Below are 24,812 nucleotides of genomic sequence, written 5' to 3' on the forward strand. Positions count from 1 at the left end.
GAAAGGAAGGGTCGGGCGTTTAGGCCTGGGGCGTGATCAGCCGCACGCTCTGCACATCAGCCCGGGGGATCTTGCTGGTGCGACCGCGCAGATTCAGGGAGACGGATTGGTCGTCCCGCCCCAGCAAGAGACCTTCTCGGGCGATCGCAGCTCCCTTGCTGTCCTGGAAGCGCACTTCCACGGGAAATCCACGAAAACTGTGAAAGTCGCGGTCGTCGGCAAGGACCTCGCCGATGCCTGGGCTGCTGATCTCCAGAACATAGGCCTCGGGCAGTCGCTCACTGACATCGAGGACCTCGCTGATGGCAGCGCTGAAGTCGGCGCATTCATCCAGGGTGACATCGCCCCCATCGGCCTTGCGGATCTGGATCTGCAGGCTCAAGGGAACACGGTTCGTCTGGATCTGGATTGTCACCAGCTCCAGAGCGCAGGCGTCAGCCACCGGCTGGGCCAAAAGCAGCAGCTCGGCTGTGAGGGGATCGCTCAATGGGGCAGAAACGGGTAGCGGTTCAAGAAGCCCGACCGGCTTCTGCAGTGAACTGCCCCCGTTTCGGGCAAGGGCCTGATGAAGCCATTGCAAGAAACTTTTGGGATAATGCCCGCCGGGCATAAGGCAATCGTAAGCGATGCCCTGGCGGAGACTGCATTCAGCTGGAGGCCGGCGGTTCGCCAGCGCCTACGGCTCCAGCCCCATCGAACGGTCCGAAACTGGGCGGTTCGCCGTAGAAGTCGTCGACCTGCACGGCCCCTCGCTGGGTCACGTCCTGGTTGAGGCAGCGTTGGGGTTCCTTGACGTACTGACAGACCCGGGCCCAGAGCTTGGCCCGGGTGCCCGGAGCTCCCTGGCTGAAGATCACTTGCTCCTGCCCCCCTGCCAAGCCCCGGATCTCGACTTGACAGAGCGAGCACCGCTTGAGGGTTCCAGGGAGGATCGTGCCCATGGTTTTGCCTGCGCTGTCTGGGCAACTTAAGCTTTCCCCCTCAGCATTGGGCTTGCCATGTTGCGAGCCGTGCCACATAGAGCACCCTCAGGTGAGGGCGAAGAGAACGGCTAGGTCGAGGAATTGGGTGAGGGCGTGAATCTGGATCTAGAGCTGGACCTTGTGCGCTGGAACTGGCTGGAATTGGATCTAAAGAGTTGATCGACAGGAGTTGCGGATGCGATGGCCACTGACCCGCTGGCATCAGACCCGCTTGCATCAGACCCACTTCCCTTGGTCCGCGTTCTCCAGCTCAGTGATCCCCACTTGCTCGCCGAGGCCTTTGCTTTGTATCGGGGTGTCAACCCACTGCGCGGGCTGCGGCACGGGCTGAAACAGGCCTTAGGCAGCCTCAAGCATCGCCCCGACCTGTTGCTGATCAGCGGCGACCTCTGTCAAGACGAGAGCTTGGCCGGTTACCGCCAGCTGCGCGAACTCGCTGGGCCCTTCGGGATTCCCCTGGCCCTGCTGCCCGGCAACCATGACGACCCTGCCTTGCTTCGCCAGGTCTTCAGCCAGGAGGCGAGCCTGGTGCCGACTGTTTTGGCTCCGGCGGTGCTGCCGCTGGGCCGCTGGCGCTTGATCCTGCTCTCCAGTCACCAGAGGGGCAGCACCGCCGGAGCCATCGATGGGGCCCAGCTCGATTGGCTGGGATGCCAGCTGGCCGGCGATGACGCTCCCACCTGGGTGGCCATCCACCACCCGCCCGTGCCGATCGGCAGCCCAGGCCTCGATGCCGTCGCCCTGCAACAACCGGAGCGGTTACTGACCCTGTTGACTGCAAGTCCGGCGGTCAAGGGGGTGGTGTTCGGCCACGTGCACCAGCACTGGCAGGGCGCCTTGCCGGGGCGACCGGAGGTGCCCCTGCTCGCCTGCCCTTCCACCCTTTGCGCCTTTGAGGCCGTCCAGCCCTGCCCGCTTGGACGCCCCGTGGATCCCGGTGGACGTTGGCTCGAACTGGGACCCGATGGGTGCTGGCGGCAGGAGCTGCTGCGCTGGTCTGCCCCGCCTTGAGCTCGATGGGTGCAAGGTGCAGGCCGTCGGCGTGCTTCGGGATTCTCCGTGAAGATTTCCTCCCTAGCCTTGTCGCCCTGCCCCGTACTGCCGTGTTGCTGGCCCGCCTGCCAACCGATTCACCTTCCCTGCCGAGCCAGGCTTGGCTATGGACCGAAGCCAAGCTGCGCTGGCGCCGCCGGGTTGCCGTGCTGATGGCTGCCCTGGTGGCTTTGCTGGTTCTGATGCCCGCCTTGCCGGTGGCGGCTGCCGCTCCGCTCGCTATCGGCGAACAGCCCTTGGCAGGCTCCCTCTCAAGCACGCCTGTTGCCGAAGCAGCCGACGCTCTGATGCCACCTGCCCACAGCTTCGTGGCCCAGGCCGCCCGGCGGGTGGGCGCCGCGGTGGTGCGGATCGATACGGAGCGCAGTGTGTCCCGTCAGGCCTTCGACCCTGCCCTGCTCGATCCGCTGTTGCGTGATCTGTTCGGCGACCCTGCCGGCAGCAGCCGTGAGCGCGGCCAGGGGTCGGGGGTGGTGATCGATGCCAATGGCCTGGTGCTCACCAATGCCCATGTGGTTGAGAGGGCTGACGTGGTTGAAGTCACCCTGGCCGATGGCCGCCAGGTGGATGGAAGCGTTGTCGGGGCGGATCCGGTCACCGATCTGGCCGTGGTGCGCATTCCCGGTCTCAGCGAGTTGCAGGCCGCTCCCCTCGGTGATTCCGAAGCGCTGGAGGTGGGGGATTGGGCGATTGCCCTGGGCAGCCCCTACGGCCTTGAGCGCACGGTCACCCTCGGCATCGTCAGCAGCCTGCACCGCAACATCAACAGCCTGGGCTTTGCCGACAAGCGTCTCGACCTGATCCAGACCGATGCGGCGATCAATCCCGGCAATTCAGGCGGGCCACTGATCAATTCTTCCGGCGAGGTGATCGGCATCAACACCCTGGTGCGCTCCGGACCTGGGGCCGGTCTGGGATTTGCGATCCCGATCAATCTGGCCCGGGGTGTGGCCGACCAATTGCGCAATGGTGGCCAGGTGATCCACCCCTACCTCGGCCTCCAACTGGTGCCGCTCACGGCCCGCCGCGCCCGCGATAACAACAAGGACCCCGATGCGGTGCTGCAATTGCCCGAACGCGATGGCGCCCTGGTGCAGCGTGTGCTCCCCGACAGCCCCGCCGAACTTGCCGGCCTGCGACGTGGCGATCTTGTCGTTTCCGCCGCCGATCAACCGGTGAGCGACCCATCCAGCCTGCTGCAACGGGTTGAAGTCTCACGAGTGGGTGAGGTGCTGCCGCTCAAGGTGGTGCGTGGAGCCAGGGAACTGCAGCTCTCGATCCGTCCTGCGGCCCTGCCCCACCCGGCATGAGCGGACCGGCTTGGTTGCTACGGTCACGGCCCCTTTCCAACCTTCCATGGCTGAGCTGCAGGACCAGGTGAAAAAGGCGGTGGCTGAAGCGGCTGTCGAGCAGATCCGCGATGGCATGGTGGTGGGACTGGGTTCTGGTTCAACGGCGGCGCTGATGATCCAGGCCCTTGCCGCCAAGCTCCGCTCCGGCCAGCTCTCCGGCATCACCGGCGTCACCACCTCCTTCCAAGGGGAAGTGTTGGCCGCCGACCTCGGCATCCCCCTGCAGAGCCTCAATGCTGTCGACCGGATCGATCTGGCCATCGACGGCGCCGATGAGGTGGACCCGCACTTTCAGTTGATCAAGGGAGGCGGCGCTTGCCATGTCCAGGAAAAGCTGGTGGCTCGGCGGGCTGAGCGTTTCGTGGTGGTGGTGGATGCCAGCAAGCTGGTGGAGCGCCTGAATTTGGAGTTCCTTTTGCCGGTGGAAGTGCTGCCGTCCGCCTGGCGCCAGGTGAAAGGGGATCTTGAGGCCATGGGCGCAGGCGTCACCCTGCGCATGGCCCTGCGCAAGGCCGGACCGGTGGTGACCGATCAGGGCAACCTGGTGCTGGATCTCAAGCTGGCCGCTGGAATCGAGGATCCCGCCAGCCTGGAGGGACAGATCAACAACCTGCCGGGGGTGCTGGAGAACGGCCTGTTCGTGAACATCACCGACCAGGTGCTGGTGGGGGAGATCAGCGACGGCCGGCCGGTGGTGCGGGATCTGGCGAAGCGCTGAGCCGCAACCGCACCGATTCGGCATGGCTGTGCAGCCCCTCGCTGCGCGCCAGGGTGACCACGGCGGGGCCCGTGGCCTCCAGCGCCGCGCGGTTAAAGCTGATCAGGCTGGTGTGGCGCAGAAAGGTCTCCACGCTCAGGGCCGAAGCGAAGCGGGCCGTGCCGGAGGTGGGCAGGGTGTGGTTGGGGCCAGCCAGGTAATCACCCACCGCCTCCGGGCTCCAACCCCCCAGAAAGATGGCTCCGGCATGGCGAATCCGTTCGGCCAGGGGTTCCGGCCGCTCCACCAGGAGTTCAAGGTGCTCCGGGGCGAAGCGATCGCTCAAGCGGGCCGCGTCCTCCAGGCTGGGGCAGACCACAATCAGGCCCCAGTCACGCAGGGCACTGCGGCAGACCTCGGCGCGGGGGTGGTCCAGTAACTGGGCCTCGATGGCAGCGGGTACCGCCTCGGCCAGGGCCGCACTGGTGGTGAGCAGGATGGCTGCGGCCAGGGGGTCATGTTCGGCCTGGGCCAACAGATCGGCGGCCACCTGCTGGGGCTGGGCGCTGTGGTCGGCGATCACCAGAACCTCGCTTGGACCTGCGAGGGAGTCGATGCCAACCAGGCCATAGACCGCCTTCTTGGCCAGGGTCACGTAGAGGTTGCCGGGGCCGGTGATCACATCAACGGCAGGAATCGACTCGGTTCCGTAGGCCAGGGCCGCGATCGCCTGGGCTCCCCCCACCCGGTACACCTCCTCCACCCCCGCCAGGTGGGCGGCGGCGAGCACGATCGGATTGGGCATGCCGTCACCGCCCGGCGGTGTCACCATCACCAGCCGCTCCACGCCGGCCACCCGGGCCGGTACGGCATTCATCAGCACCGTGCTGGGGTAGGCGGCGCGGCCGCCGGGGATGTAGAGCCCGGCGCGATCGACCGGCCGCCAGCGGCGTCCGAGCCGTTCGCCATGCACGCCGCTGACGCTGATGTCCTGGGGCTTCTGGCGCTGGTGGAAATCGAGAATGCGCCGGTGGGCCAGTTTCAGGGCTTCCTGAAGATCCAGCGGACACTGCTCCCAGGCGGCGGCGAGATCCTGGCTGGGAATGCGCAAGGGATCGGGGCGGACCCCATCGAAGCGTTCGCTCAACTCCAGCAGGGCCCCGTCGCCCTCCAGGCGCACCTGGCGCAGGATGGCCGCCACGCGCGCGGTGGCCGCTTCGCTTTCGGGGTTGCTGGTGCGGGCGGCGATCGCTTCAAGCCGCTGCCCGGCCTGGGCCAGATCGTGGAGCGCCGGAACGGTCAGCGGGGAGGTGGCGGCCACGGCGAGCGGACAGAAAGGCGAGATTCAAGCTAGAGCCCGGCCCAGGATGGGAGGGGCCAGCGCCGCGTTAAGATGAAGAGTCGCCGATTCAGCGCCAAAACTGCCTGTGGCCAATAACAAGTCTTCGAAGAAACGCATCGAGGTTGCCGAGCGCAACTGGCTGCTCAACCGCTCCTACAAATCGGCGGTGCGCACGCTGATGAAGCGCTGCCTCACGGCGGTATCTGCCTACAACCAGCAGCCGGATGATGAAACCCGGGTCGTGGTTCGCACCAGCTTGAACGCAGCCTTCAGCAAGATCGACAAGGCGGTCAAGCGTGGCGTGATGCACCGCAACACCGGCGCGAACCAAAAGTCGCGCCTCAGTGCCGTGGTCAAGCAGGCGATCGAACCCACCGCCACCAGCGCCTGAGCCGCTCCATCCGCCCGACCAGCACCACGGACATGGCCGCCACCAGCCAGCCGGTTCCAGTCGTCGAGACCCTTCCTTCAGGTTGCGTCGATTTGATCGACAGCCACTGCCACATCGTGTTTCGCAACTTCGAAGCCGATCTCGCTGACGTCTCCCAGCGCTGGCGGGAAGCTGGTGTGGTGGCGCTGCTCCACTCCTGCGTGGAGCCTGGCGAAATTCCGGCGATCCGTGCCCTGGCCGATCGTTTTCCGGAGCTGCGTTATTCCGTTGGCGTGCACCCACTCGATCCCCAGCACTGGCAGCCAGGCACTCCAGCCCTGCTGCGGCAGGCGGCCCTGGCCGATCCCAGGGTCGTGGCGATCGGAGAACTGGGCCTGGATCTGTTCAAGGCTTCGAACCTTGACCAGCAACTGGCCATGCTTCGCCCCCAGCTTGATCTCGCCATCGAGCTGGATCTGCCGGTGATCATTCACTGCCGCGACGCTGCTGGGCCCATGCTCGAGGAGTTGGGACGGCGCCAGCAGGATGGCCGCTGTCCCCGCGGTGTCATGCATTGCTGGGGCGGTACCCCCGATGAGATGAAAGCCTTTCTGGCGCTCGGTCTGTCGATCAGCTTCAGCGGCACTGTCACCTTCAACAGTGCCGCCGAAACCCACGCCTGTGCCCGGCAGGTTCCATCCGATCGCTATCTGATCGAAACCGATTGCCCCTTCCTGGCTCCCGTCCCGCGGCGGGGCAAGCGCAACGAGCCAGCCTTTGTGGTTTCAGTTGCCGAGCGCATGGCCGTCCTTCGGGAGGAGTCCTTCGCGCAGGTGGCGGCCACCAGTACGGCCAATGCGGTACGCCTGTTTGGTCTTCCAGTCCATCGTCACGCCCAATGTGTATGATGTTTTATTGGTCTGGCAGCGCGAGCGCTCCATTATCGACGTCGGCAGCCCTAAACCGAGCTCCATAGGAGTGATCATGGCCCGGGCTGTTCTCTTTTCAAGGGACACCGTGGTCAGCCCTTTGGGCTGCTTGCCGCCGGGAAACCCCCTGTCGGTTTTCCCCCTACCGCTGACATTGCCGTCTTCGGCCATTCCATCCTTCCCATCCGTTCTGCAGGTCCACGCATGAGCAGCGCGATCCAGGTCGCCAAGACCGTCACCTACCTGCCCGATCTTGTGGAGGTACAGCGGGCGAGTTTTAAATGGTTCCTGGAGAAGGGTCTGATCGAGGAGCTCGATAGCTTCTCGCCGATCACTGACTACACCGGAAAGCTTGAGCTCCATTTCGTTGGCACCGAGTACCGGCTGAAGCGGCCACGCCATGACGTGGAAGAGGCCAAGCGACGCGATGCCACCTTTGCCTCGCAGATGTACGTCACCTGCCGGCTGGTGAACAAGGAAACCGGAGAGATCAAGGAACAGGAAGTGTTCATCGGGGAACTTCCCCTGATGACCGAACGCGGCACCTTCATCATCAACGGCGCCGAGCGGGTGATCGTTAACCAGATCGTGCGCAGCCCGGGCGTCTACTTCAAAGATGAGCAGGACAAAAACGGTCGCAAGACCTTTAACGCCAGTCTGATCCCCAACCGGGGAGCCTGGCTGAAGTTCGAAACCGACAAGAACGATCTTCTGCACGTGCGCGTCGACAAGACCCGCAAGATCAATGCCCACGTGCTGATGCGGGCGATCGGTCTGTCCGATAACGACGTTCTCGACAAACTCAGGCATCCCGAGTACTACCGCAAGTCGATCGAGGCGGCCAACGACGAGGGCATCAGTTCCGAAGACCAGGCCCTGCTTGAGCTCTACAAGAAACTGCGGCCCGGTGAGCCTCCGTCGGTGAGTGGTGGCCAGCAGCTTCTGCACAGCCGTTTCTTCGATTCCAAGCGCTACGACCTGGGCCGGGTCGGCCGTTACAAGATCAACAAAAAGCTGCGGCTGACGATTCCTGATGCGGTGCGAACCCTCACCTCAGAAGATGTGCTCTCCACGATTGATTACCTGATCAATCTGGAACTCGATGTTGGCGGCGCTTCCCTTGATGACATCGACCACCTCGGTAATCGCCGTGTGCGCTCGGTGGGCGAACTGCTTCAGAACCAGGTTCGGGTTGGCCTCAACCGCTTGGAGCGAATCATCAAGGAGCGGATGACGGTCGGCGAGACCGAATCGCTCACCCCTGCCCAGCTGGTCAACCCCAAGCCCTTGGTGGCGGCGATCAAGGAGTTCTTCGGCTCCAGCCAGCTCAGCCAGTTCATGGATCAGACCAACCCCCTGGCGGAACTCACCCACAAGCGGCGGATCAGCGCCCTCGGCCCAGGCGGCCTCACCCGTGAGCGGGCCGGGTTTGCTGTTCGCGACATTCACCCGTCGCACTACGGCAGGATCTGTCCGATTGAAACGCCGGAAGGTCCGAATGCCGGCCTGATCGGTTCCCTGGCCACCCATGCCCGGGTGAATGAATACGGCTTCATCGAAACACCGTTCTGGCGGGTGCAGGACGGCATCGTCAACAAGCAGAACGATCCGATCTACCTCTCCGCTGACCTGGAAGATGAGTGCCGCGTCGCCCCTGGCGATGTGGCCACCGACGCCACCGGCCACATCACCGCCGAGCTGGTTCCGGTGCGCTACCGGCAGGATTTTGAGACGGTGCCACCGGAGCAGGTCGACTACGTCCAGCTCTCGCCGGTTCAGGTGATTTCGGTCGCCACTTCCTTGATCCCTTTCCTGGAGCACGACGACGCCAACCGCGCCCTGATGGGCTCCAACATGCAGCGCCAGGCGGTGCCGCTGCTGCGCCCGGAGCGTCCCCTGGTGGGAACGGGCCTGGAAACCCAGGTCGCCCGTGACTCGGGCATGGTGCCGATCACGAAGGTGAACGGCACGGTCACCTTCGTGGATGCCACGGCCATCGTGATCAGGGATGCGGAAGGCACCGACCACATCCACCACCTGCAGAAGTATCAGCGCTCCAACCAGGACACCTGCTTGAACCAGAGGCCGATTGTCGGCCAGGGTGATGAGGTGATCGCCGGCCAGGTGCTGGCCAATGGTTCGGCCTGCGAGGGCGGCGAAATCGCTCTTGGTCAGAACGTACTGATCGCCTACATGCCCTGGGAGGGCTACAACTACGAAGACGCCATCCTGGTCAGTGAGCGTCTCGTCCAGGACGACCTCTACACCTCGGTGCATATCGAGAAATACGAGATCGAAGCCCGCCAGACCAAGTTGGGCCCTGAAGAGATCACCAGGGAAATCCCCAACGTGGCTGAGGAGAGCCTCGGCCACCTCGATGAAATGGGCATCATCCGGATCGGCGCTTACGTTGAATCCGGCGACATCCTTGTTGGCAAGGTGACCCCCAAGGGTGAATCCGACCAACCACCTGAGGAGAAACTGCTGCGCGCCATCTTTGGCGAGAAAGCCCGTGATGTTCGTGACAACTCCCTGAGGGTTCCGAACACTGAGCGTGGCCGGGTTGTCGACGTGCGCATCTACACCCGCGAACAGGGCGATGAACTGCCACCTGGCGCCAACATGGTGGTGCGGGTCTATGTGGCCCAGCGGCGCAAGATCCAGGTGGGCGACAAAATGGCCGGTCGCCACGGCAACAAAGGCATCATCAGCCGCATCCTTCCGCGCGAGGACATGCCCTACCTGCCCGATGGCACACCGATCGACATCGTCCTCAACCCGTTGGGGGTTCCCTCACGGATGAATGTGGGCCAGGTCTTCGAATGCCTGATGGGTTGGGCCTCCTCCCATCTCGGTTGCCGCGTCAAGGTGGTGCCCTTCGACGAGATGCACGGCAACGAAACCTCCAAGAACACTGTTCAGAAGTATCTGGAGGAGGCGGCTGCCCAGCCTGGCAAGGACTGGGTCTACAACCCCGATAACCCCGGCAAGATCCAGCTGGTGGATGGCCGCACCGGCGAACCCTTTGACCAGCCGGTCACCGTTGGCTATGCCCACATCCTCAAACTCGTTCACCTGGTGGACGACAAGATCCACGCCCGCTCCACCGGTCCCTACTCGCTCGTCACCCAGCAGCCGTTGGGCGGCAAGGCGCAGCAGGGCGGACAGCGGCTCGGGGAGATGGAGGTCTGGGCTTTGGAGGCCTACGGCGCTGCTTACACCCTGCAGGAACTGCTCACCGTCAAATCCGACGACATGCAGGGCCGCAACGAGGCACTCAACGCCATCGTCAAGGGCAAGCCAATTCCCCGTCCAGGCACGCCGGAGTCGTTCAAGGTGCTGATGCGGGAGCTGCAGTCCCTGGGTCTCGATATCGCTGTCTACACCGATGAAGGCACCGAGGTGGATCTCATGCAGGACGTCAATCCCAGGCGCAGCACCCCCAACCGTCCCACCTATGAGTCACTCGGCGTTGCCGATTATGACGACGATTGAACTCTCAGCCTGATCCCCTCCGTTTCACTCGACGTCCGCGCGACACCCGGCCATGACCAACAGCAACTCCCGCATCGAGAACCACTTCGACTACGTCAAGATCACGCTCGCTTCTCCCGAGCGGATCCGGCAGTGGGGGCAACGCACGCTTCCCAATGGCCAAGTGGTGGGCGAAGTCACCAAGCCCGAAACGATCAACTACCGCACCCTCAAGCCCGAGATGGACGGGCTGTTCTGCGAGAAGATCTTCGGACCTTCCAAAGACTGGGAATGCCATTGCGGCAAGTACAAGCGGGTGCGGCACCGGGGGATTGTCTGCGAGCGCTGCGGCGTTGAGGTCACCGAAAGCCGGGTGCGCCGGCACCGCATGGGATTCATCAAGCTGGCGGCTCCGGTGTCCCATGTCTGGTATCTCAAGGGGATCCCCAGCTATGTGGCGATCCTGCTGGACATGCCGCTGCGGGATGTGGAGCAGATCGTTTACTTCAACTGCTATGTGGTGCTTGATAAGGGCGATCACAAGGATCTCACCTACAAGCAGCTGCTCACCGAAGATGAATGGCTGGAGATCGAGGATCAGATCTACGCCGAAGATTCTGAGATTGAGAATGAGCCGGTGGTCGGCATCGGCGCCGAAGCCCTCAAAAGCCTGCTTGAGGATCTCAATCTTGCAGAAATCGCCGAGCAGCTACGCGAAGACATCGCCGGCAGCAAAGGCCAAAAACGCGCCAAGTTGATCAAGCGCCTGCGCGTGATCGACAACTTCATCGCCACCGATGCCCGCCCCGAGTGGATGGTGCTCGATGCGATCCCGGTGATCCCACCGGATCTGCGGCCAATGGTGCAGCTTGATGGTGGCCGCTTCGCCACCAGCGACCTCAACGACCTTTATCGGCGGGTGATCAACCGCAACAACCGTCTGGCCCGGCTGCAGGAAATCCTCGCCCCTGAAATCATCGTCCGCAACGAAAAGCGGATGTTGCAGGAGGCTGTTGATGCCCTGATCGACAACGGCCGCCGCGGACGCACCGTGGTGGGGGCCAACAACCGGCCGCTCAAATCACTCAGCGACATCATTGAGGGCAAACAGGGCCGCTTCCGTCAGAACCTGCTCGGCAAACGGGTTGATTACTCCGGCCGCTCGGTGATCGTGGTGGGCCCCAAGCTCAAGATGCACCAGTGCGGACTGCCCAAGGAGATGGCGATCGAGCTGTTCCAGCCCTTCGTGATCCATCGCCTGATCCGGCAGAACATCGTCAACAACATCAAGGCCGCCAAAAAGCTGATTCAGCGCGCCGATGATGAGGTGATGCAGGTGCTTCAGGAGGTGATCGAAGGTCACCCGATCCTGCTCAACCGGGCTCCCACCCTGCACCGTCTCGGCATCCAGGCCTTCGAGCCCAAGCTTGTCGATGGTCGGGCCATCCAGCTGCACCCCCTGGTTTGCCCGGCCTTCAACGCCGACTTCGACGGTGACCAGATGGCCGTTCACGTGCCCCTGGCCATCGAGGCTCAAACGGAAGCCCGCATGTTGATGCTGGCCAGCAACAACATCCTTTCACCGGCCACCGGTGAGCCGATCATCACCCCGTCCCAGGACATGGTGCTGGGTATCTACTACCTCACAGCCGTGGATCGCAAGGAGTCCAAGCCTGACTTCGGTGACCGCAGCCGCACCTTCTCGGCCCTGCCCGACGTGCTCAATGCCTTCGATGAACGCCACCTCAAGATCCACGAATGGGTGTGGGTGCGCTTCAGCGGTGAGCTTGACGACGACGACGAAGGCGAAACCCCGATCAAGGAGGAAACCCTCAGCGACGGCACTCGCATCGAGCAGTGGAAGTACCGCCGTGATCGCCTTGATGAAGATGGTGCCCTGATCAGTCGCTACATCCTCACCACAGTGGGCCGGGTGGTGATGAACACCACAATCATCAGTTCTGTCGGCGTCGTCTGAGCTTCAGCTCTCCAGCCCTTCCCCGTTCAACCGTTCCCAGTCCTTCTCAACTGCGCGCCGCCATGACCACCACCCCTTCCAAATCCACGTCAGATCTGGGCCGCATCGCTCCGTTGAGCAAGGAGCCCCCCCGCTTTCGTAATCGGGAGATCGACAAGAAATCGCTGCGCAATCTGGTGGCCTGGGCCTACAAGCACCACGGCACGGCGGCCACAGCAGCGATGGCGGATGATCTCAAGGATCTCGGCTTCCACTACGCCACCCAGGCGGCTGTGTCGATCTCGGTTGAGGATCTGCGTATCCCTGGCGACAAGGCGGCCTTGCTCCAGCAGGCCGAAGAGCAGATCACAGCCACCGAGGAGCGCTACCGGCTAGGTGAGATCACCGAAGTGGAACGCCACACCAAGGTGATCGACACCTGGACGGAAACGAACGAGCGCCTGGTGGCGGCGGTGCGTCGCAATTTCAACGAGAACGACCCGCTCAACTCGGTCTGGATGATGGCCAACTCCGGCGCCAGGGGGAACATGTCCCAGGTGCGGCAGCTGGTGGGCATGCGGGGCTTGATGGCCAACCCCCAGGGGGAGATCATCGACCTGCCGATCCGTACCAATTTCCGCGAGGGTCTGACGGTCACTGAATACGTGATCTCCTCCTACGGCGCCCGTAAGGGCCTGGTCGACACGGCTCTGCGCACCGCTGACTCGGGCTACCTGACCCGCCGTCTGGTGGATGTGGCTCAGGACGTGATCGTGCGTGAAGACGACTGCGGCACTACCCGGGGCATCCCGATCCATGCCGATGAAAAGGGCCGCTTCTTCGCCAAGTTGGTGGGGCGTCTCGCCGCTGAACCTGTTGTCATCGGCAGCGGCAAGAGCCAGCAGCTGCTCGCTGATCGTGATGACGAGATTGACCCTGAACTCTCCGCGACGATCGAAGCCGCCGGCGTCAAAACCGTGGTGGTGCGCTCACCGCTCACCTGCGAGGCCGCCCGCTCCGTCTGCCGCAAGTGCTACGGCTGGGCCTTGGCCCACAACCAGCTGGTGGATGTCGGTGAAGCGGTGGGGATCATCGCCGCCCAGTCGATCGGCGAGCCCGGCACCCAGCTGACGATGCGTACCTTCCACACCGGTGGTGTGTCCACGGCTGAAAGTGGCGTGGTGCGTTCCCACAAAACCCTTGAGGGCGTCGTCGAGTTCGGCCCCAAAGCCCGCCTGCGTCCGTTCCGCACCCCCCATGGCGTGGAGGCCCAGGTGTCCGAAACCGACTTCACCTTGCAGGTCAAGTTCGCCGGAAAACAGAAGGCCCAGAAAGTTGATATCACCCCGGGCTCGATTCTGTTCGTTGCCGATGGTGACGCCGTTCCAGCCGATACGGTGATGACCCAGGTTTCCACGGGGTCCTCGGTCAAGAAAAGCGTTGAGAAGGCCACAAAGGATGTGATCTGCGACCTGGCTGGTCAGGTGCGTTACGAGGAGGTGATCCAGCCCCGGGAGGTCACCGATCGCCAGAACAACATCACCCTGAAGGCCCAGCGGCTCGGACGGCTGTGGGTGTTGTCTGGCGATGTCTACAACCTTCCCCCCAATGCCATTCCTGTAGTCGAGGGGAACTCTGAGGTCACCAATGGTGACGTGCTGGCGGAAAGCCGTCTGGTCAGTGAGCATGGCGGCGCCGTTCGTCTGCGTGAATCCGCAGGTGATTCACGTGAGGTGCAGATCGTCACTGCGAGCCTCACCCTCAAAGACTGCAAATTGGTTGGTGAATCCACCCACTCCGGCGAGATCTGGCACCTCGAAGGCAAGGACAACATCCGCTACCTGCTTAAGACGATGCCAGGCAGCAAGATCAGCAATGGCGAGGTGATCGCCGAACTCGCCGATAATCGCTTCCGCACCCAGACCGGTGGCATCGTCAAGTACGCCCCAGGCCTCTCGATCAAGAAGGCACGTTCGGCCAAGAATGGTTTTGAGGTGTCGAAAGGCGGCACCCTGCTCTGGGTTCCCCAGGAAACCCACGAGATCAACAAGGACATTTCCTTGCTGATGATCGAGGACGGCCAGTGGATCGAGGCCGGCACTGAAGTGGTTAAGGACATCTTCTCCCAGACCGCCGGCATCGTCACGGTGACCCAGAAGAACGACATTCTGCGGGAGATCATTGTGCGCTCCGGCAGCCTCCATCTGGTGGCCGACAGCAAGGTGCTCTCCCGCTACAGCGATGAGGGCAAAATGCACAACCCCGGTGACGAGCTTGCCTCAGGCCTGACCACCGAAGCGATGGTGTTTGTTGAGGCTGTGGATACGCCTGAAGGCGGTGCTCTGTTGCTGCGCCCTGTGGAGGAATATGCCATTCCCGATGAGGCCCATCTGCCCGATCTCGGCAGTGTCAAGCAAAATGGCGGCCCGTCGATGGGTCTCAAGGCGATCCAACGCCTCACCTACAAAGATGGTGAGTTGATTAAGTCGGTGGAGGGCATTGAACTGCTGCGCACCCAGCTGATCCTCGACACCTTTGACACCACTCCCCAGATGACGGTGGATGTGGAAGCGGTGCCCGACAAGCGTGCCAAGACGATCGAGCGACTGCAGCTGGTCATCTTGGAAACCCTGCTGGTTCGCCGCGACACCCTCTCTGACGCCAGCCATGGTTCCACCCACACTGAGCTGCAGGTGCAGGACGGTGTTTCCGTCAAACGTGGCGATGTGGTGGCCACGACCCAGATCCTTGGCAAGGAGAACGGCATTGTTCAACTGCCTGATCTGATCGATGGCGAACCCGTCCGCCGCATGATCGTTGAGCGGGCCAATGACACCCGCACCGTTGATATCGGCAAGGCCCAGCCGGTTGTTTCCGTCGGCCAGCGCCTGGTTGATGGTGAGCTGCTGGCCGAAGGGGTGATGGCCCCTTGCTGCGGCCAGGTGGAAGCCCTGGATCCTGGCAAGATCACGATCCGCCTTGGTCGCCCCTACATGGTGTCACCGGATTCGGTGCTCCACGTCCGCGATGGCGAACTGGTGCAGCGGGGTGATGCTTTGGCCCTGCTGGTGTTTGAGCGCCAGAAAACTGGTGACATCGTCCAGGGCCTGCCCCGGATCGAGGAGCTGCTTGAAGCTCGCCGTCCCAGGGAATCGGCGGTGCTCTGCCGCAAGCCCGGCACGGTCCAGATCAAGTTCGGTGAAGACGATGATTCTGTCACCGTCACGGTGATCGAACACGACGATGTCACCACCGATTACCCGATCCTGCTCGGGCGCAACGTGATGGTCAACGACGGCCAGCAGGTGACGGCTGGTGAGATGCTCACCGACGGTCCGATCAACCCCCACGAGTTGCTGGAGTGCTATTTCGACGACCTGCGCAGCCGCAAGCCCTCGATGGAGGCGGCCCAGGAAGCTATCTCGAAACTGCAGTTCCGCATGGTGCAGGAAGTGCAGAACGTCTACAAATCCCAGGGCGTCACCATCGATGACAAGCACATCGAAGTGATCGTGCGCCAGATGACCAGCAAGGTTCGCATCGAGGATGCCGGTGATACCACCCTGTTGCCCGGTGAGCTGATCGAGCTGCGTCAGGTGGAGCAGGTGAACCAGGCGATGGCGATCACCGGCGGGGCGCCGGCTGAGTTCACACCCGTGCTGCTGGGCATCACCAAGGCTTCGCTGAACACCGACAGCTTCATCTCTGCCGCCAGCTTCCAGGAGACCACCCGGGTCTTGACCGAAGCGGCGATCGAGGGCAAGAGCGACTGGCTGCGCGGCCTCAAGGAGAACGTGATCATCGGTCGCCTGATCCCGGCCGGCACGGGCTTCAGTGGCTTTGAAGAAGAATTGCGCGCTGAGGCCGGTCCTCACCCCGACATTCTTGATGAAGAAGGCGGCGGCTACCGGCGCATGCCCAATCTGCGTCCCGACTACACCGTCGAGATGCCGACAGCTCCCCAGATCAGCGCCAAGGCCGTGCTCGACGATCCCTCTGAAGCTCAGCTCGATGCTGTTCGCATTCAGCGGGGCTTGGAAGCCACCAAGAGCGCCTTCGCCGCCTTTGCCCGGCCAACCACAGAAGAGGGCCTGGAAGAGGAGCTGATCCCTGATCCTGCTGCCGTCGAGGGCCTCCAGGATGAAGGCCTGCTGAGCGAGGAATGAGCAGCATGACGCTTGATTCAACGCTGCCGCTGCAGCCACGGCTGGTGCCGAAGCGCCAGTTGCCACGTTTTGGCTTCCACCGCCACACCGAGCGCTTGAACGGTCGTTTAGCGATGCTCGGATTCATGGCCTTGGTTGGTCTGGAGTGGCAGTTGGGCCATGGGTTGCTGGCGTGGCCCTGAGTCCTGATCGTTTGCCTGCGGCTGTGCCCCTGCTTGGCTTAGGTCTTGCTGCTTTAGAAGCCAAGGCCAAGGCCCAAGGGCAACCTGGCTATCGCGGCAAGCAGCTTCACGATGGCCTCTACGCCAAAGGGGCCCGCCGGCTTGAACAGATCAATGTTCTGCCCAAGCTCTGGCGTGAGCAGCTTGCAGGCGAAGCACAGGAAACCGGCGCTGATCCGATCGGCCGCTCCAATGAGCTGCAACGCAGCGTGGCCAGGGATGGCACCACCAAGCTGCTGCTCTCCACCGCCGATGGCCTCAGCCTCGAAACCGTTGGCATTCCCAGCAAAGACCGTCTGACGGTCTGCGTCTCCAGCCAGGTGGGTTGCCCGATGGGGTGCCGTTTTTGCGCTACCGGCAAAGGCGGCCTGCAACGTTCCCTGCAGGTGCACGAGATCATCGACCAGGTGCTGGCCATCCGCGAGGTGATGCAGCAACGCCCCAGCCACGTGGTGTTCATGGGCATGGGCGAGCCCCTTCTCAACACCGAAGCAGTGCTTGAGGCCATCAACTGCCTCTGCAGCGACCTGGGCATGGCCCAGCGCCAGATCACCGTGAGCACGGTGGGCGTGGCCGGCCAGATTCCGAAACTGGCCGGCCTTGCCACCGAGCGCCTGGGTCGCAATCAGTTCACCCTGGCGGTGAGCTTGCATGCCCCCGACCAAGCGCTGCGCGAGGAGCTGATCCCCACGGCCCATGCCTACCCGATTGCCAAACTTCTTGATGATTGCCGCCACTATGTGACCGCCACCGGCCGGCGCATCAGCTTTGAATACATCCTGCTGGGCGGCCTCAACGACCACCCCCGCCAGGCGGCGGCCCTGGCCCAGTTGCTGCGCGGTTTCCAGAGCCATGTGAATCTGATCGCCTACAACCCGATCGACGAGGAAGATTTCCAGCGCCCCAGCCCGCAGCGTGTGGCGGCCTTCAAATCTGCGCTGGAGCTGCGCCATGTGGCGGTGAGTGTGCGCGCCAGCCGGGGACTGGACGAAAATGCCGCTTGCGGCCAGCTCCGGCGGCGGGTGGCGGTGGGTTAACGGTTGGCTGGTTTGCAGGTTTAATCAGTGATGGGTTGTGGCTCGCTCTCCTCAAGCAGCTTGTGCACCACGAAGTGCGTAACCAGCTCGTAGCCAGCTCGCATGACTTCTGCCACGATCAAACTCTTCCTGTTGTACGGAGATGCCAAGCGACTTCGGGTTGGCGAAGTTTCGAATTGGACAGGTAAGGCACTTGCGGCGCCGCGAACGGAGCTTGACGACCTTCTTGCGCGGGAGGAGCTTGAAAGCGCAGGGATCTACTTCTTGCTTGGAACAAATCCCGATACGGGGAATCCTCAGGCTTATATCGGTGAAGCTGAAGTGATCAGAGATCGGTTGAAGCAACACAAGGCCAAGGCTTTGGAATTCTGGAGCTCAGTCGTTGTCTTTGTCAGTAAGGACGAAAACCTCACCAAGGCGCATGTGCGGTTCTTGGAGAACCGTCTGTGGCAAGAATCGAAGATTGCGGGGCGGTACGAGCTCGAAAATGTGAACGGAAGCAACCCCAAGTTGCCTGAGTCTGATCGTGAGGAAATGGAAGTTTATCTCTCCAAAATTAGGCAGGTGTTGCCAGTACTCGGCTCAGACTTGCTTGCCCCCATTGCTGGATCCGCCAGCCCCACGAAGGATCAGCCAAACCTCGTTTGCAAGATTAAGAATGCTTTGGCGCATGGCAGGAGAACAGAGACCGGGTTCGTTGTCTTTAAGGATTCGACGGCTGTGCTGGCCCTACGTCCTTCTGCTGAGGTCCAACACCCGTTTGTTGTTGTCCTGAGACAGAAGCTCATCAAAAACGGAACTCTTGTCGAAAAGGAGGGTGTCTTCGTCTTTGGCCAGAGCACAGAATTTTCGAGCCCAAGTGCTGCAGCGGCAGTGATACACGGCGGTGGGGCGAACGGTCTCACCGCATGGCGCGATAAGTCTGGAAAAACGCTCAAGGAAATAGAAGAGGTCTGACCTCTCACTTGAGCTGAGCCAGCAACTGATAGCTCAAGTGGCGTCGCGAATCGGATCAAACGCGCCGATCACGCCGTTGCCCCTCCAGGGGGTGAGTCGCAGCATCAGCAGAAAAGCCGGCAGGGCCGCCAAGGCCGTGAACAGGAAAAAGCTGGGCCAGCCCACCTGCTCGGCCACCACACCTGCCGGGGCGGCCAGGATTGATCGGCTCAGGGCATAGACCCCGGAGAGCAGGGCGTATTGGGTCGCGGAGAAACGCGGATTGCACAGGCTCATCAGCAAGGCCACGAACACCGCTCCCACCATTCCGCCCGCCAGGTTCTCCAAGCTCACCGCCACCAGCAACCCCGGCACCCCACCGCCAAAACGGGCCAGCGCCCAGTAACTCAAGTTGCCAATCGCGCCGGCAATTGAAAACAGCCACAGCGAGCGGTTCATGCCAAGGCGCGCAAACAGCACGCCCCCCAACACCGTGCCGGCCATGGTGGCGGCGATGCCCCAGCCCGCCTGCACCGTTCCGATCAGCTCCGGCGCAAAGCCTTCCTGGATCAAGAACGGCACCACCATCAGCCCCAGCAGTCCATCAGGCCAGCGGTAGAGCAGCACCAGTAAGAGGATCAGCAGCGCCCGGCTGCCGCCTGTGCGGCGCAGAAATTCTTTCGCCGGCCCCACCACCGCCTGGCGCAGGCTCGTCACCGGATGGACGATCGGAGCCAGCCGTGGCGCCGCCAGGGTGAACGGCACCACGGCCAGCATCAGGGCGGCGGCGGCCAGGAAGGCCACCGGCCAGCCGAAGCGACCGGCCAGCACAAAGCCGCCGGCGCCGATCGCCAACATCGCCCCCCGGTATCCCAGCGAAGAGGCCGCCGCACCACCGCCGAGTTCGCTGGCTGGCAGCAGGTCGGTGCGGTAGGCGTCCACGGCAATGTCCTGGCTGGCACTGACCACGGCCAGCAGCACCGCCATCACTCCGATCAGCGTCAGGCTGGCCGCATCGGAGCTGGGCCGCAGCAGGGCCATGGCCCCGATCACCATCACCAGGGTGAGCTGCAGCACCAGCAACCAGCCCCGACGCCGGTCTGGCCATTGCAAAGGCCAGCGATCCAGCAACGGCGCCCAGAACATTTTGAGCGTGTAGGGCAGCTCCGCCAGGCCAAGCAGGCCGATCAGGCTGAGGGGCACGTTGCTGGCAGCCAGCCAACCCTGCAGCAGCCTGCTGCCCACCATGTAGGGGGTGCCGCTGGCCACTCCCTGGGCGGCCACGGCCACCAGCCGCGAGCGGGCGTCGCCTCCTGAATGACCCGATGTCGAGTCAGGGGGCAGAGTTTCAGGGTGCACAGACCAGGCACAACTGGGCGAACCCTATGCGTTCAGAATGCGAGGAAACCCGATCACGGCCTGTGTCCTTCATCCGCTCCACCTTGCTGCCGGCCGCGATCGTGCTGTTGTTCGGCCTGGCCCTGTTCGTTGTGAGTGCCCGGCTTTGGCTGCCCGGCGACATGATGGCCCCGGCTCCTGCGGGATGAGCGGGGAGCAGAGAAAAGCCCATGCCGGAATCTGTGCCGCCGTTTTCCACCAGCCCCGCTGAGCTTGGCTTCGATCCGGAACTGCTGGCCGGGGAGCTGGCCGAAGAGCTGGCCGTCGATCCGCTCGATGCTCTCGACACGATTGAGCTCTCCAGCTCCGACATCGCCGCCGAGTGCGATCTCGGTCTTGAGCTGCTCGCCCTTGGCCGCCACGAAGACCGCATGCAGGGGTTGCGGATCTTCTGCGAACACCGCGACCCCCGCGCCATTCCAAGGCTGCTGCCCCTGCTGGAGGCGAGCTGTCCGATTCTGCGGATGAGCGCCGTCTATGCACTGGGCCGTAACCCCGATCGGCAGGCTGTGGAGCCCCTGCTCAGCCTGCTGCAGAACGACAGCAACGGTTATGTGCGCAAGGCCGTGGCCTGGAGCCTGGGCAACTACCCCGAGGCCCCGGTGTTGCTGCCGTTGATCCGGGCCCTGCAGGTGGACGTAGCGGCCGTGCGGCTCTGGGCCGCCGGGTCCCTCGCCGATGCCGGCAGCACCGGCGCGGCCAAGGCCGACCAGGCCGCGGGTCAGCTGTTGCTCAGCCTGCGGATCGACAGTGAGCCTGCCGTTCGCAGCAACAGCGCCTGGTCGCTCGGACGTCTTTACGACCATCTCGTTGAGCCCCGTCAGCAGGTACTGGTGGAGGCGCTGGTGCTGGTGATGCTCAAGGACATCGACGCGACCGTGCGCGATGAGGCCAGGGTGGCGTTGGAGCAACTCGAAAGCCCCGCCGTTCTTGAGAAGATTCAGACGCTGGTGGAAGAGGGCCTGCTCAGCTGAATGGGCTGCTGGCTGTTAAATCACCGCTGGTCTCGCATCTCTCAGCTGAGCTGGAACCCGGTTAATGTTGAGAGCCACGACTGACCTCGTGATGTCTCAACACACCATTCGTTTTCGCATTCGGCCCGACGGCCGGGTGGAAGAGGTGGTGGAAGGAGTGTTGGGGGCCGGCTGTGAACAGCTCACCGAGCGGATCGAGGCCAGGCTTGGCACTGTTCAGCAGCGCCGCAGCACCTCCGAAGCGTTCCAAGCCCAGCCCCAGACCCTGACCCCCAGCCTGCCCCTCCAGCAGTCGGCCTCCTGACTTCAGGTCTGTTCCCTTTCCTTCGTTCGCCAGCCGATCCGATGTCCCACTTCAGCACCGTCAAAACGGAACTCAAGGATCGCGACGCCCTCCTTGAGGCCCTCCGTGACCTGGGCCATGAGCCTGAACTGGGTGAGCGTCCGGTGCGGGGTTACCGCGGCCAGACCGTGCTCGCCGAATTGGCCTTGCCCCAGAGCGAAGGCGGTGACATCGGTTTCCGCTGGAACCAGCAATCCGGCAGCTATGAGCTGGTGACTGACCTGGACCTCTGGAAGCAGCCGGTGCCGGTGGAGCGTTTCCTGGCCCAGCTCACCCAGCGCTACGCCCTGCGCACGATCCTGGCGGCCTCCACTCAGGAAGGTTTTCAGGTGAGTGAACAGTCGCAGCACACCGACGGCAGCATTGAACTGGTGGTGACCCGCTGGGACAGCTGAGTTGTGATGGATCCGTCGCTCGCCTTCACCGCACCGGCCCAGGTCCGGTCCAGTGCCAGCGGCGAGGAGCCGCTTCTGGGTGGTTCGCTCCGGCAAAAAGCCGTCTGGGTGGATGAAGCCGTCTGTATCGGCTGTCGCTACTGCGCCCATGTGGCTGGAAACACCTTTTTGGTGGAACCCCTCTGGGGCCGCTCCCGCGCCATCCGCCAGGACGGCAACAGCACCGAAAAGATCCAGGAGGCGATCGATACCTGCCCGGTCGACTGCATTCACTGGGTGGCCTATGAGGAGGTGGCGGCCCTCGACGAGCATTTGCAGAATCAGGAAATCCAGCCGCTTGGGTTGCCGTCTTCCTCCCGCATGAAGCGCACGCTTCCCCGCCATTGAGTGTGCCCACCCGGCGGTTCGGGCGCACCGAATTGGCCATGCCGCTGCTTTCTCTGGGCGGCATGCGCTACCAGCAGAGCTGGAGTGATCTGCCCGCTGATCAGATCACTGCCACAAGCCAGGACCAGGTTCGGGCCACCGTCGAGCGCGCCGTGGCGGTGGGGATGCACCACATCGAAACGGCACGCCATTACGGCACCTCAGAAAGACAATTGGGCTGGCTCTTGCCCGAGGTGCCAGACCCCCAGCGCCTCCTGCAGACGAAGGTTCCACCCAACCCAGACCCGGCCGTGTTCGAGGCCGAACTGGAGCGCAGTTTCGAGCGGCTGGGAGCTCAGCACCTGCACATGCTGGCCATTCATGGCCTCAACCTTCCCGAGCACCTGGAGCAGACCCTGCTCCCCGGTGGTTGCCTGGAGGTGGCCAGGCGTTGGCAGCAGCAGGGCCGGATCGGTTCGATCGGTTTCTCCACCCATGCGCCACTGCCCCTGATTCTTGAGGCGATCGAATCGGATGCCTTCGATTACATCAATCTGCACTGGTATTTCATCCGCCAGCAGAACGGCCCGGCGATTGATGCCGCCCGTGCCCACGACATGGGCCTCTTCGTGATCAGCCCCACCGACAAAGGGGGCCACCTGCATAGCCCTTCGCCGCGTTTGAACGAACTCTGTGCGCCGTTGCACCCGATCGTGTTCAACGATCTGTTCTGCCTCTCGGCTCCAGGAATCCACACGATCAGTGTGGGTGCGGCCGGTCCGGCCGATCTCGACCTTCACCTCGAAGCCGTGGCGTTGCTGCCGCAGGCTCCTCGCCTGTTGCCGCCGATCCTGGAGCGCCTGGAGAACGCCCGGGCAGAGACCCTCGGCGCCGCCTGGCTGGAGAGTTGGTCCCAGGGGCTGCCGGAGTGGCCCGACACGCCCGGCGGCATCAACCTGCCGGTGCTGCTCTGGCTCCACAATCTGCTGGAGGCCTGGGATCTGGAGAGCTACGGGCGGGCCCGCTATGGCCTGTTGGGCCAGGGTGACCACTGGTTCCCCGGCGCCAATGCCGATGCGCTCGATCACGGCGTTTCTGAAGGCGAGCTGCTTGCGGTGCTGGGCGATAGCCCCTGGGCCGAGCAGATCCCAGACCTCCTGCGCCGCCTGCGCCAGCGGCTGGGGGGCAGCCCCAGCCAGCTTCTGATCACGGCGGACTGACGATCTCCCAAGACGATCCTCAGGGCTCCCCTGTGTGTGGGGTCAGAGGACGCCGAGTGGCAACTTGGCCGGTACGCCCACCGGCCTGGGATAGCTGGCCGGGCAGGGGGCCAGGGGCCGGAGCACCACGGCGTGGCGCACGCCACGAGCCGATGGGAGGTCGCAGCGCTCCACCCGCTCGGCGGCCGCCAACAGTGGCTGCAGCGCCCGCTCCAGGCTTTGCTGATCGGCTGGCTCCCACTGGCCGCGATACAGCAGGGCGTGGCCAGTGGGAGCCAGCAAGGGCACCAGATATTCCGCGACCACTGGCGCCGCCGCCACGGCCCTGGCCAGGGCCCAGTCGAAGCGGCCACGGCAATCAGGGTCTTGGCCGGTGGTCTCCGCCCGCTCCCAGCGCACCATGACCCGCTGGCTCAAACCCAGGCTATGGGCCATGGCCCGTACGGCTTCCGCTTTGCGGCCCACCGAATCGACCAGGGTGACCTGGGCCTGGGGTAGGGCGATCGCCAGGGCTAGTCCTGGAAAACCGCCGCCGGTGCCGACATCGATCAGCGAGAGTGCGGTGGGCGGTTGCCGCAGCAGCTGTTGCCAGGGCCAGAGGCTGTCGTAGAGCTGGGAAATCCAGTAGTCGTCGCCCTCGACAAGCCGGGTGAGGTTGAGGCGGCTGTTCCAGTGGCGCAGGACCTGCTGCAAGGCCAGGAACTGTTCGCGTTGCGTTGCCGATGGCTGCCAGGCCAGAGCGGACCACACCGCGTCGTCCTGCTCAGCAGCCATCCACGCATCAATCAGGGAAGGTTTCTCTAGGATGGCGCAGTCTGCGGGCGTGGTTGGTGGCAGGTAGCGAAACCGCCTCGTCGGCCCCAAATCACTACCAATTGCTGCAGCTCCCCCAGAGCGCCACGCCCCAGGATCTGCGGCGAGCTTTCCGTTCTCTCAGCAAGCTTTATCACCCCGATACCACCAGCCTGCCGGCCGCTGATGCGGAGAACAGATTTCGGCTTCTGCAGCTGGCCTATCTCACCTTGAGCGATCCCAATCAACGCCGGGCCTATGACAACCAGTTGCAGGTGGTAGCTCCCCCGCCAGTGCTGGTGCGGCGGGTCGAGAGAGTCCAGTCGGTGCGCCGGGCCCTCTCGGGCGGCGAGTGGTTTGCCCTGGTTCTGCTGGCGGGGGCCCTGCTGCTGAGCCTGGTGCTTGGCATCAGCCTGGCCTGGTGGCGGGGCATGGAGCTGGTCACCCCCTCCATCAGCTGGCTGGAGGCCCCAGCGGTGCAGACTGCCCTTCCGCCAACAGACGACATCGGGGATGACCGCGCTGCCATCACGCCACACCCCCCTCTACAGCCATCCTTTGCCGGCCCTTGAGCGCTGGTTGGTGGAGCTGGGTGCGGCCCGGAGCCAGGCGGATCCCAGCAGCTGGGACCTGCCCCAACCCCTCTGGAGTGCCTTGATTGAACTGGAGGTCGAGGAACTCAAGGTGAGCTGGCAGCAGCAGGGCCGCACCACCGTGCGCTTGTTCTCCTACGGCCTCTCCCGTGCCGACGTGGAATCAGCCATCCTGGCTGGGCCCTGATCCCAAGGCGAAGCTCAAGCCCGATCC

Annotated in this window: 24 protein-coding genes; 19 read left to right on the forward strand and 5 right to left on the reverse strand. The window is 63.5% G+C overall.

Features of this window, described 5'->3' with window-relative positions:
* Window positions 1-19: 19 nt before the first annotated feature.
* Both BM449_RS10055 and BM449_RS10060 read right to left on the reverse strand, forming a co-directional pair.
* Window positions 20-487 carry a ribosome assembly cofactor RimP gene (locus BM449_RS10055; protein WP_233830637.1) on the reverse strand — a complete coding sequence of 156 codons (468 nt, stop codon included), beginning with the start codon at window positions 485-487 and terminating at the stop codon, window positions 20-22.
* Window positions 488-647: 160 nt separating this feature from the next.
* On the reverse strand, window positions 648-941 hold the full coding sequence (locus BM449_RS10060; RefSeq protein WP_071801106.1) for a hypothetical protein: 294 nt from the start codon (window positions 939-941) through the stop codon (window positions 648-650).
* Window positions 942-1,214: 273 nt separating this feature from the next.
* Between BM449_RS10060 and BM449_RS10065 the strand changes: the two genes are divergently transcribed.
* The 3 genes from BM449_RS10065 (at window position 1,215) to rpiA (ending at window position 4,106) form a co-directional block, all read left to right on the forward strand.
* Window positions 1,215-1,994, forward strand: coding sequence for a metallophosphoesterase (locus tag BM449_RS10065; protein ID WP_233830640.1), 780 nt, complete (start codon window positions 1,215-1,217; stop codon window positions 1,992-1,994).
* Window positions 1,995-2,323: 329 nt separating this feature from the next.
* Entirely contained in the window at window positions 2,324-3,346 is a 1,023-nt protein-coding gene (locus tag BM449_RS10070; RefSeq protein WP_233831322.1) for a trypsin-like peptidase domain-containing protein, read from the forward strand.
* Window positions 3,347-3,392: 46 nt separating this feature from the next.
* Window positions 3,393-4,106, forward strand: coding sequence for a ribose-5-phosphate isomerase RpiA (gene rpiA, locus BM449_RS10075; RefSeq protein WP_071801108.1), 714 nt, complete (start codon window positions 3,393-3,395; stop codon window positions 4,104-4,106).
* On the opposite strand, the gene hisD is transcribed toward rpiA, so the two are convergent.
* A complete protein-coding gene (gene hisD, locus BM449_RS10080) occupies window positions 4,063-5,406 on the reverse strand; it encodes a histidinol dehydrogenase (protein ID WP_233830645.1) in 1,344 nt (447 codons plus the stop codon). The genes rpiA and hisD overlap by 44 nt on opposite strands.
* A gap of 106 nt (window positions 5,407-5,512) precedes the next feature.
* On the opposite strand from hisD, the gene rpsT reads away from it, so the two are divergent.
* From rpsT to BM449_RS10120, 8 genes are all read left to right on the forward strand, one after another.
* Window positions 5,513-5,818 carry a 30S ribosomal protein S20 gene (rpsT, locus tag BM449_RS10085; protein WP_071801110.1) on the forward strand — a complete coding sequence of 102 codons (306 nt, stop codon included), beginning with the start codon at window positions 5,513-5,515 and terminating at the stop codon, window positions 5,816-5,818.
* A 32-nt stretch (window positions 5,819-5,850) separates the two neighbouring features.
* Complete coding sequence (locus BM449_RS10090; RefSeq protein WP_071801111.1) at window positions 5,851-6,705, forward strand: TatD family hydrolase; 855 nt, start codon at window positions 5,851-5,853, stop codon at window positions 6,703-6,705.
* Window positions 6,706-6,930: 225 nt separating this feature from the next.
* On the forward strand, window positions 6,931-10,221 hold the full coding sequence (rpoB, locus tag BM449_RS10095; RefSeq protein ID WP_071801112.1) for a DNA-directed RNA polymerase subunit beta: 3,291 nt from the start codon (window positions 6,931-6,933) through the stop codon (window positions 10,219-10,221).
* A gap of 52 nt (window positions 10,222-10,273) precedes the next feature.
* Window positions 10,274-12,178 carry a DNA-directed RNA polymerase subunit gamma gene (locus BM449_RS10100; RefSeq protein ID WP_071801113.1) on the forward strand — a complete coding sequence of 635 codons (1,905 nt, stop codon included), beginning with the start codon at window positions 10,274-10,276 and terminating at the stop codon, window positions 12,176-12,178.
* Window positions 12,179-12,240: 62 nt separating this feature from the next.
* Window positions 12,241-16,323 carry a DNA-directed RNA polymerase subunit beta' gene (locus tag BM449_RS10105; protein ID WP_071801114.1) on the forward strand — a complete coding sequence of 1,361 codons (4,083 nt, stop codon included), beginning with the start codon at window positions 12,241-12,243 and terminating at the stop codon, window positions 16,321-16,323.
* Between the two features lie 5 nt (window positions 16,324-16,328).
* Entirely contained in the window at window positions 16,329-16,505 is a 177-nt protein-coding gene (locus BM449_RS10110) for a high light inducible protein (RefSeq protein ID WP_071802193.1), read from the forward strand.
* Window positions 16,496-17,581 carry a 23S rRNA (adenine(2503)-C(2))-methyltransferase RlmN gene (rlmN, locus tag BM449_RS10115; RefSeq protein ID WP_233830647.1) on the forward strand — a complete coding sequence of 362 codons (1,086 nt, stop codon included), beginning with the start codon at window positions 16,496-16,498 and terminating at the stop codon, window positions 17,579-17,581. Before BM449_RS10110 ends, rlmN begins: the two co-directional genes overlap by 10 nt.
* 102 nt (window positions 17,582-17,683) lie before the next feature.
* Window positions 17,684-18,538, forward strand: coding sequence for a GIY-YIG nuclease family protein (locus BM449_RS10120; RefSeq protein WP_071801115.1), 855 nt, complete (start codon window positions 17,684-17,686; stop codon window positions 18,536-18,538).
* Window positions 18,539-18,571: 33 nt separating this feature from the next.
* Here the strand turns inward: BM449_RS10120 and BM449_RS10125 are convergent, their stop codons facing one another.
* On the reverse strand, window positions 18,572-19,807 hold the full coding sequence (locus tag BM449_RS10125; RefSeq protein WP_233830649.1) for an MFS transporter: 1,236 nt from the start codon (window positions 19,805-19,807) through the stop codon (window positions 18,572-18,574).
* Window positions 19,808-19,938: 131 nt separating this feature from the next.
* Here BM449_RS10125 and BM449_RS15530 point away from each other — a divergent pair, with 131 nt between their 5' ends.
* The 6 genes from BM449_RS15530 (at window position 19,939) to BM449_RS10150 (ending at window position 23,213) form a co-directional block, all read left to right on the forward strand.
* A complete protein-coding gene (locus tag BM449_RS15530) occupies window positions 19,939-20,064 on the forward strand; it encodes a hypothetical protein (protein ID WP_255448082.1) in 126 nt (41 codons plus the stop codon).
* A gap of 21 nt (window positions 20,065-20,085) precedes the next feature.
* Window positions 20,086-20,889 (forward strand): HEAT repeat domain-containing protein, encoded by an 804-nt coding sequence (locus BM449_RS10130; protein ID WP_071801116.1) that lies wholly within the window; start codon window positions 20,086-20,088, stop codon window positions 20,887-20,889.
* Window positions 20,890-20,980: 91 nt separating this feature from the next.
* Window positions 20,981-21,193, forward strand: a complete 213-nt coding sequence (locus BM449_RS10135; RefSeq protein WP_071802196.1) for a DUF2997 domain-containing protein — start codon at window positions 20,981-20,983, stop codon at window positions 21,191-21,193.
* A 41-nt stretch (window positions 21,194-21,234) separates the two neighbouring features.
* Entirely contained in the window at window positions 21,235-21,627 is a 393-nt protein-coding gene (locus BM449_RS10140) for a DUF1257 domain-containing protein (protein ID WP_071801117.1), read from the forward strand.
* Between the two features lie 6 nt (window positions 21,628-21,633).
* Window positions 21,634-22,014 (forward strand): ferredoxin, encoded by a 381-nt coding sequence (locus BM449_RS10145; protein WP_071801118.1) that lies wholly within the window; start codon window positions 21,634-21,636, stop codon window positions 22,012-22,014.
* 38 nt (window positions 22,015-22,052) lie between these two features.
* Complete coding sequence (locus BM449_RS10150; RefSeq protein WP_083544658.1) at window positions 22,053-23,213, forward strand: aldo/keto reductase; 1,161 nt, start codon at window positions 22,053-22,055, stop codon at window positions 23,211-23,213.
* Window positions 23,214-23,255: 42 nt separating this feature from the next.
* On the opposite strand, the gene rsmG is transcribed toward BM449_RS10150, so the two are convergent.
* A complete protein-coding gene (gene rsmG / locus BM449_RS10155) occupies window positions 23,256-23,987 on the reverse strand; it encodes a 16S rRNA (guanine(527)-N(7))-methyltransferase RsmG (RefSeq protein WP_071801120.1) in 732 nt (243 codons plus the stop codon).
* Window positions 23,988-24,043: 56 nt separating this feature from the next.
* Between rsmG and BM449_RS10160 the strand changes: the two genes are divergently transcribed.
* On the forward strand, window positions 24,044-24,577 hold the full coding sequence (locus BM449_RS10160; protein WP_071802197.1) for a J domain-containing protein: 534 nt from the start codon (window positions 24,044-24,046) through the stop codon (window positions 24,575-24,577).
* The gene (locus tag BM449_RS10165; protein ID WP_311134195.1) at window positions 24,564-24,785 is read left to right on the forward strand and encodes a DUF3143 domain-containing protein; all 222 of its coding nucleotides are present in this window, start codon (window positions 24,564-24,566) and stop codon (window positions 24,783-24,785) included. The genes BM449_RS10160 and BM449_RS10165 overlap by 14 nt, the downstream gene beginning before the upstream one ends.
* The last annotated feature ends 27 nt before the right edge of the window (window positions 24,786-24,812 follow it).

Origin of the sequence: Synechococcus sp. SynAce01, from assembly GCF_001885215.1 — a bacterium.
In the GTDB taxonomy this organism is placed as follows: Bacteria; Cyanobacteriota; Cyanobacteriia; order PCC-6307; family Cyanobiaceae; genus Regnicoccus; species Regnicoccus frigidus.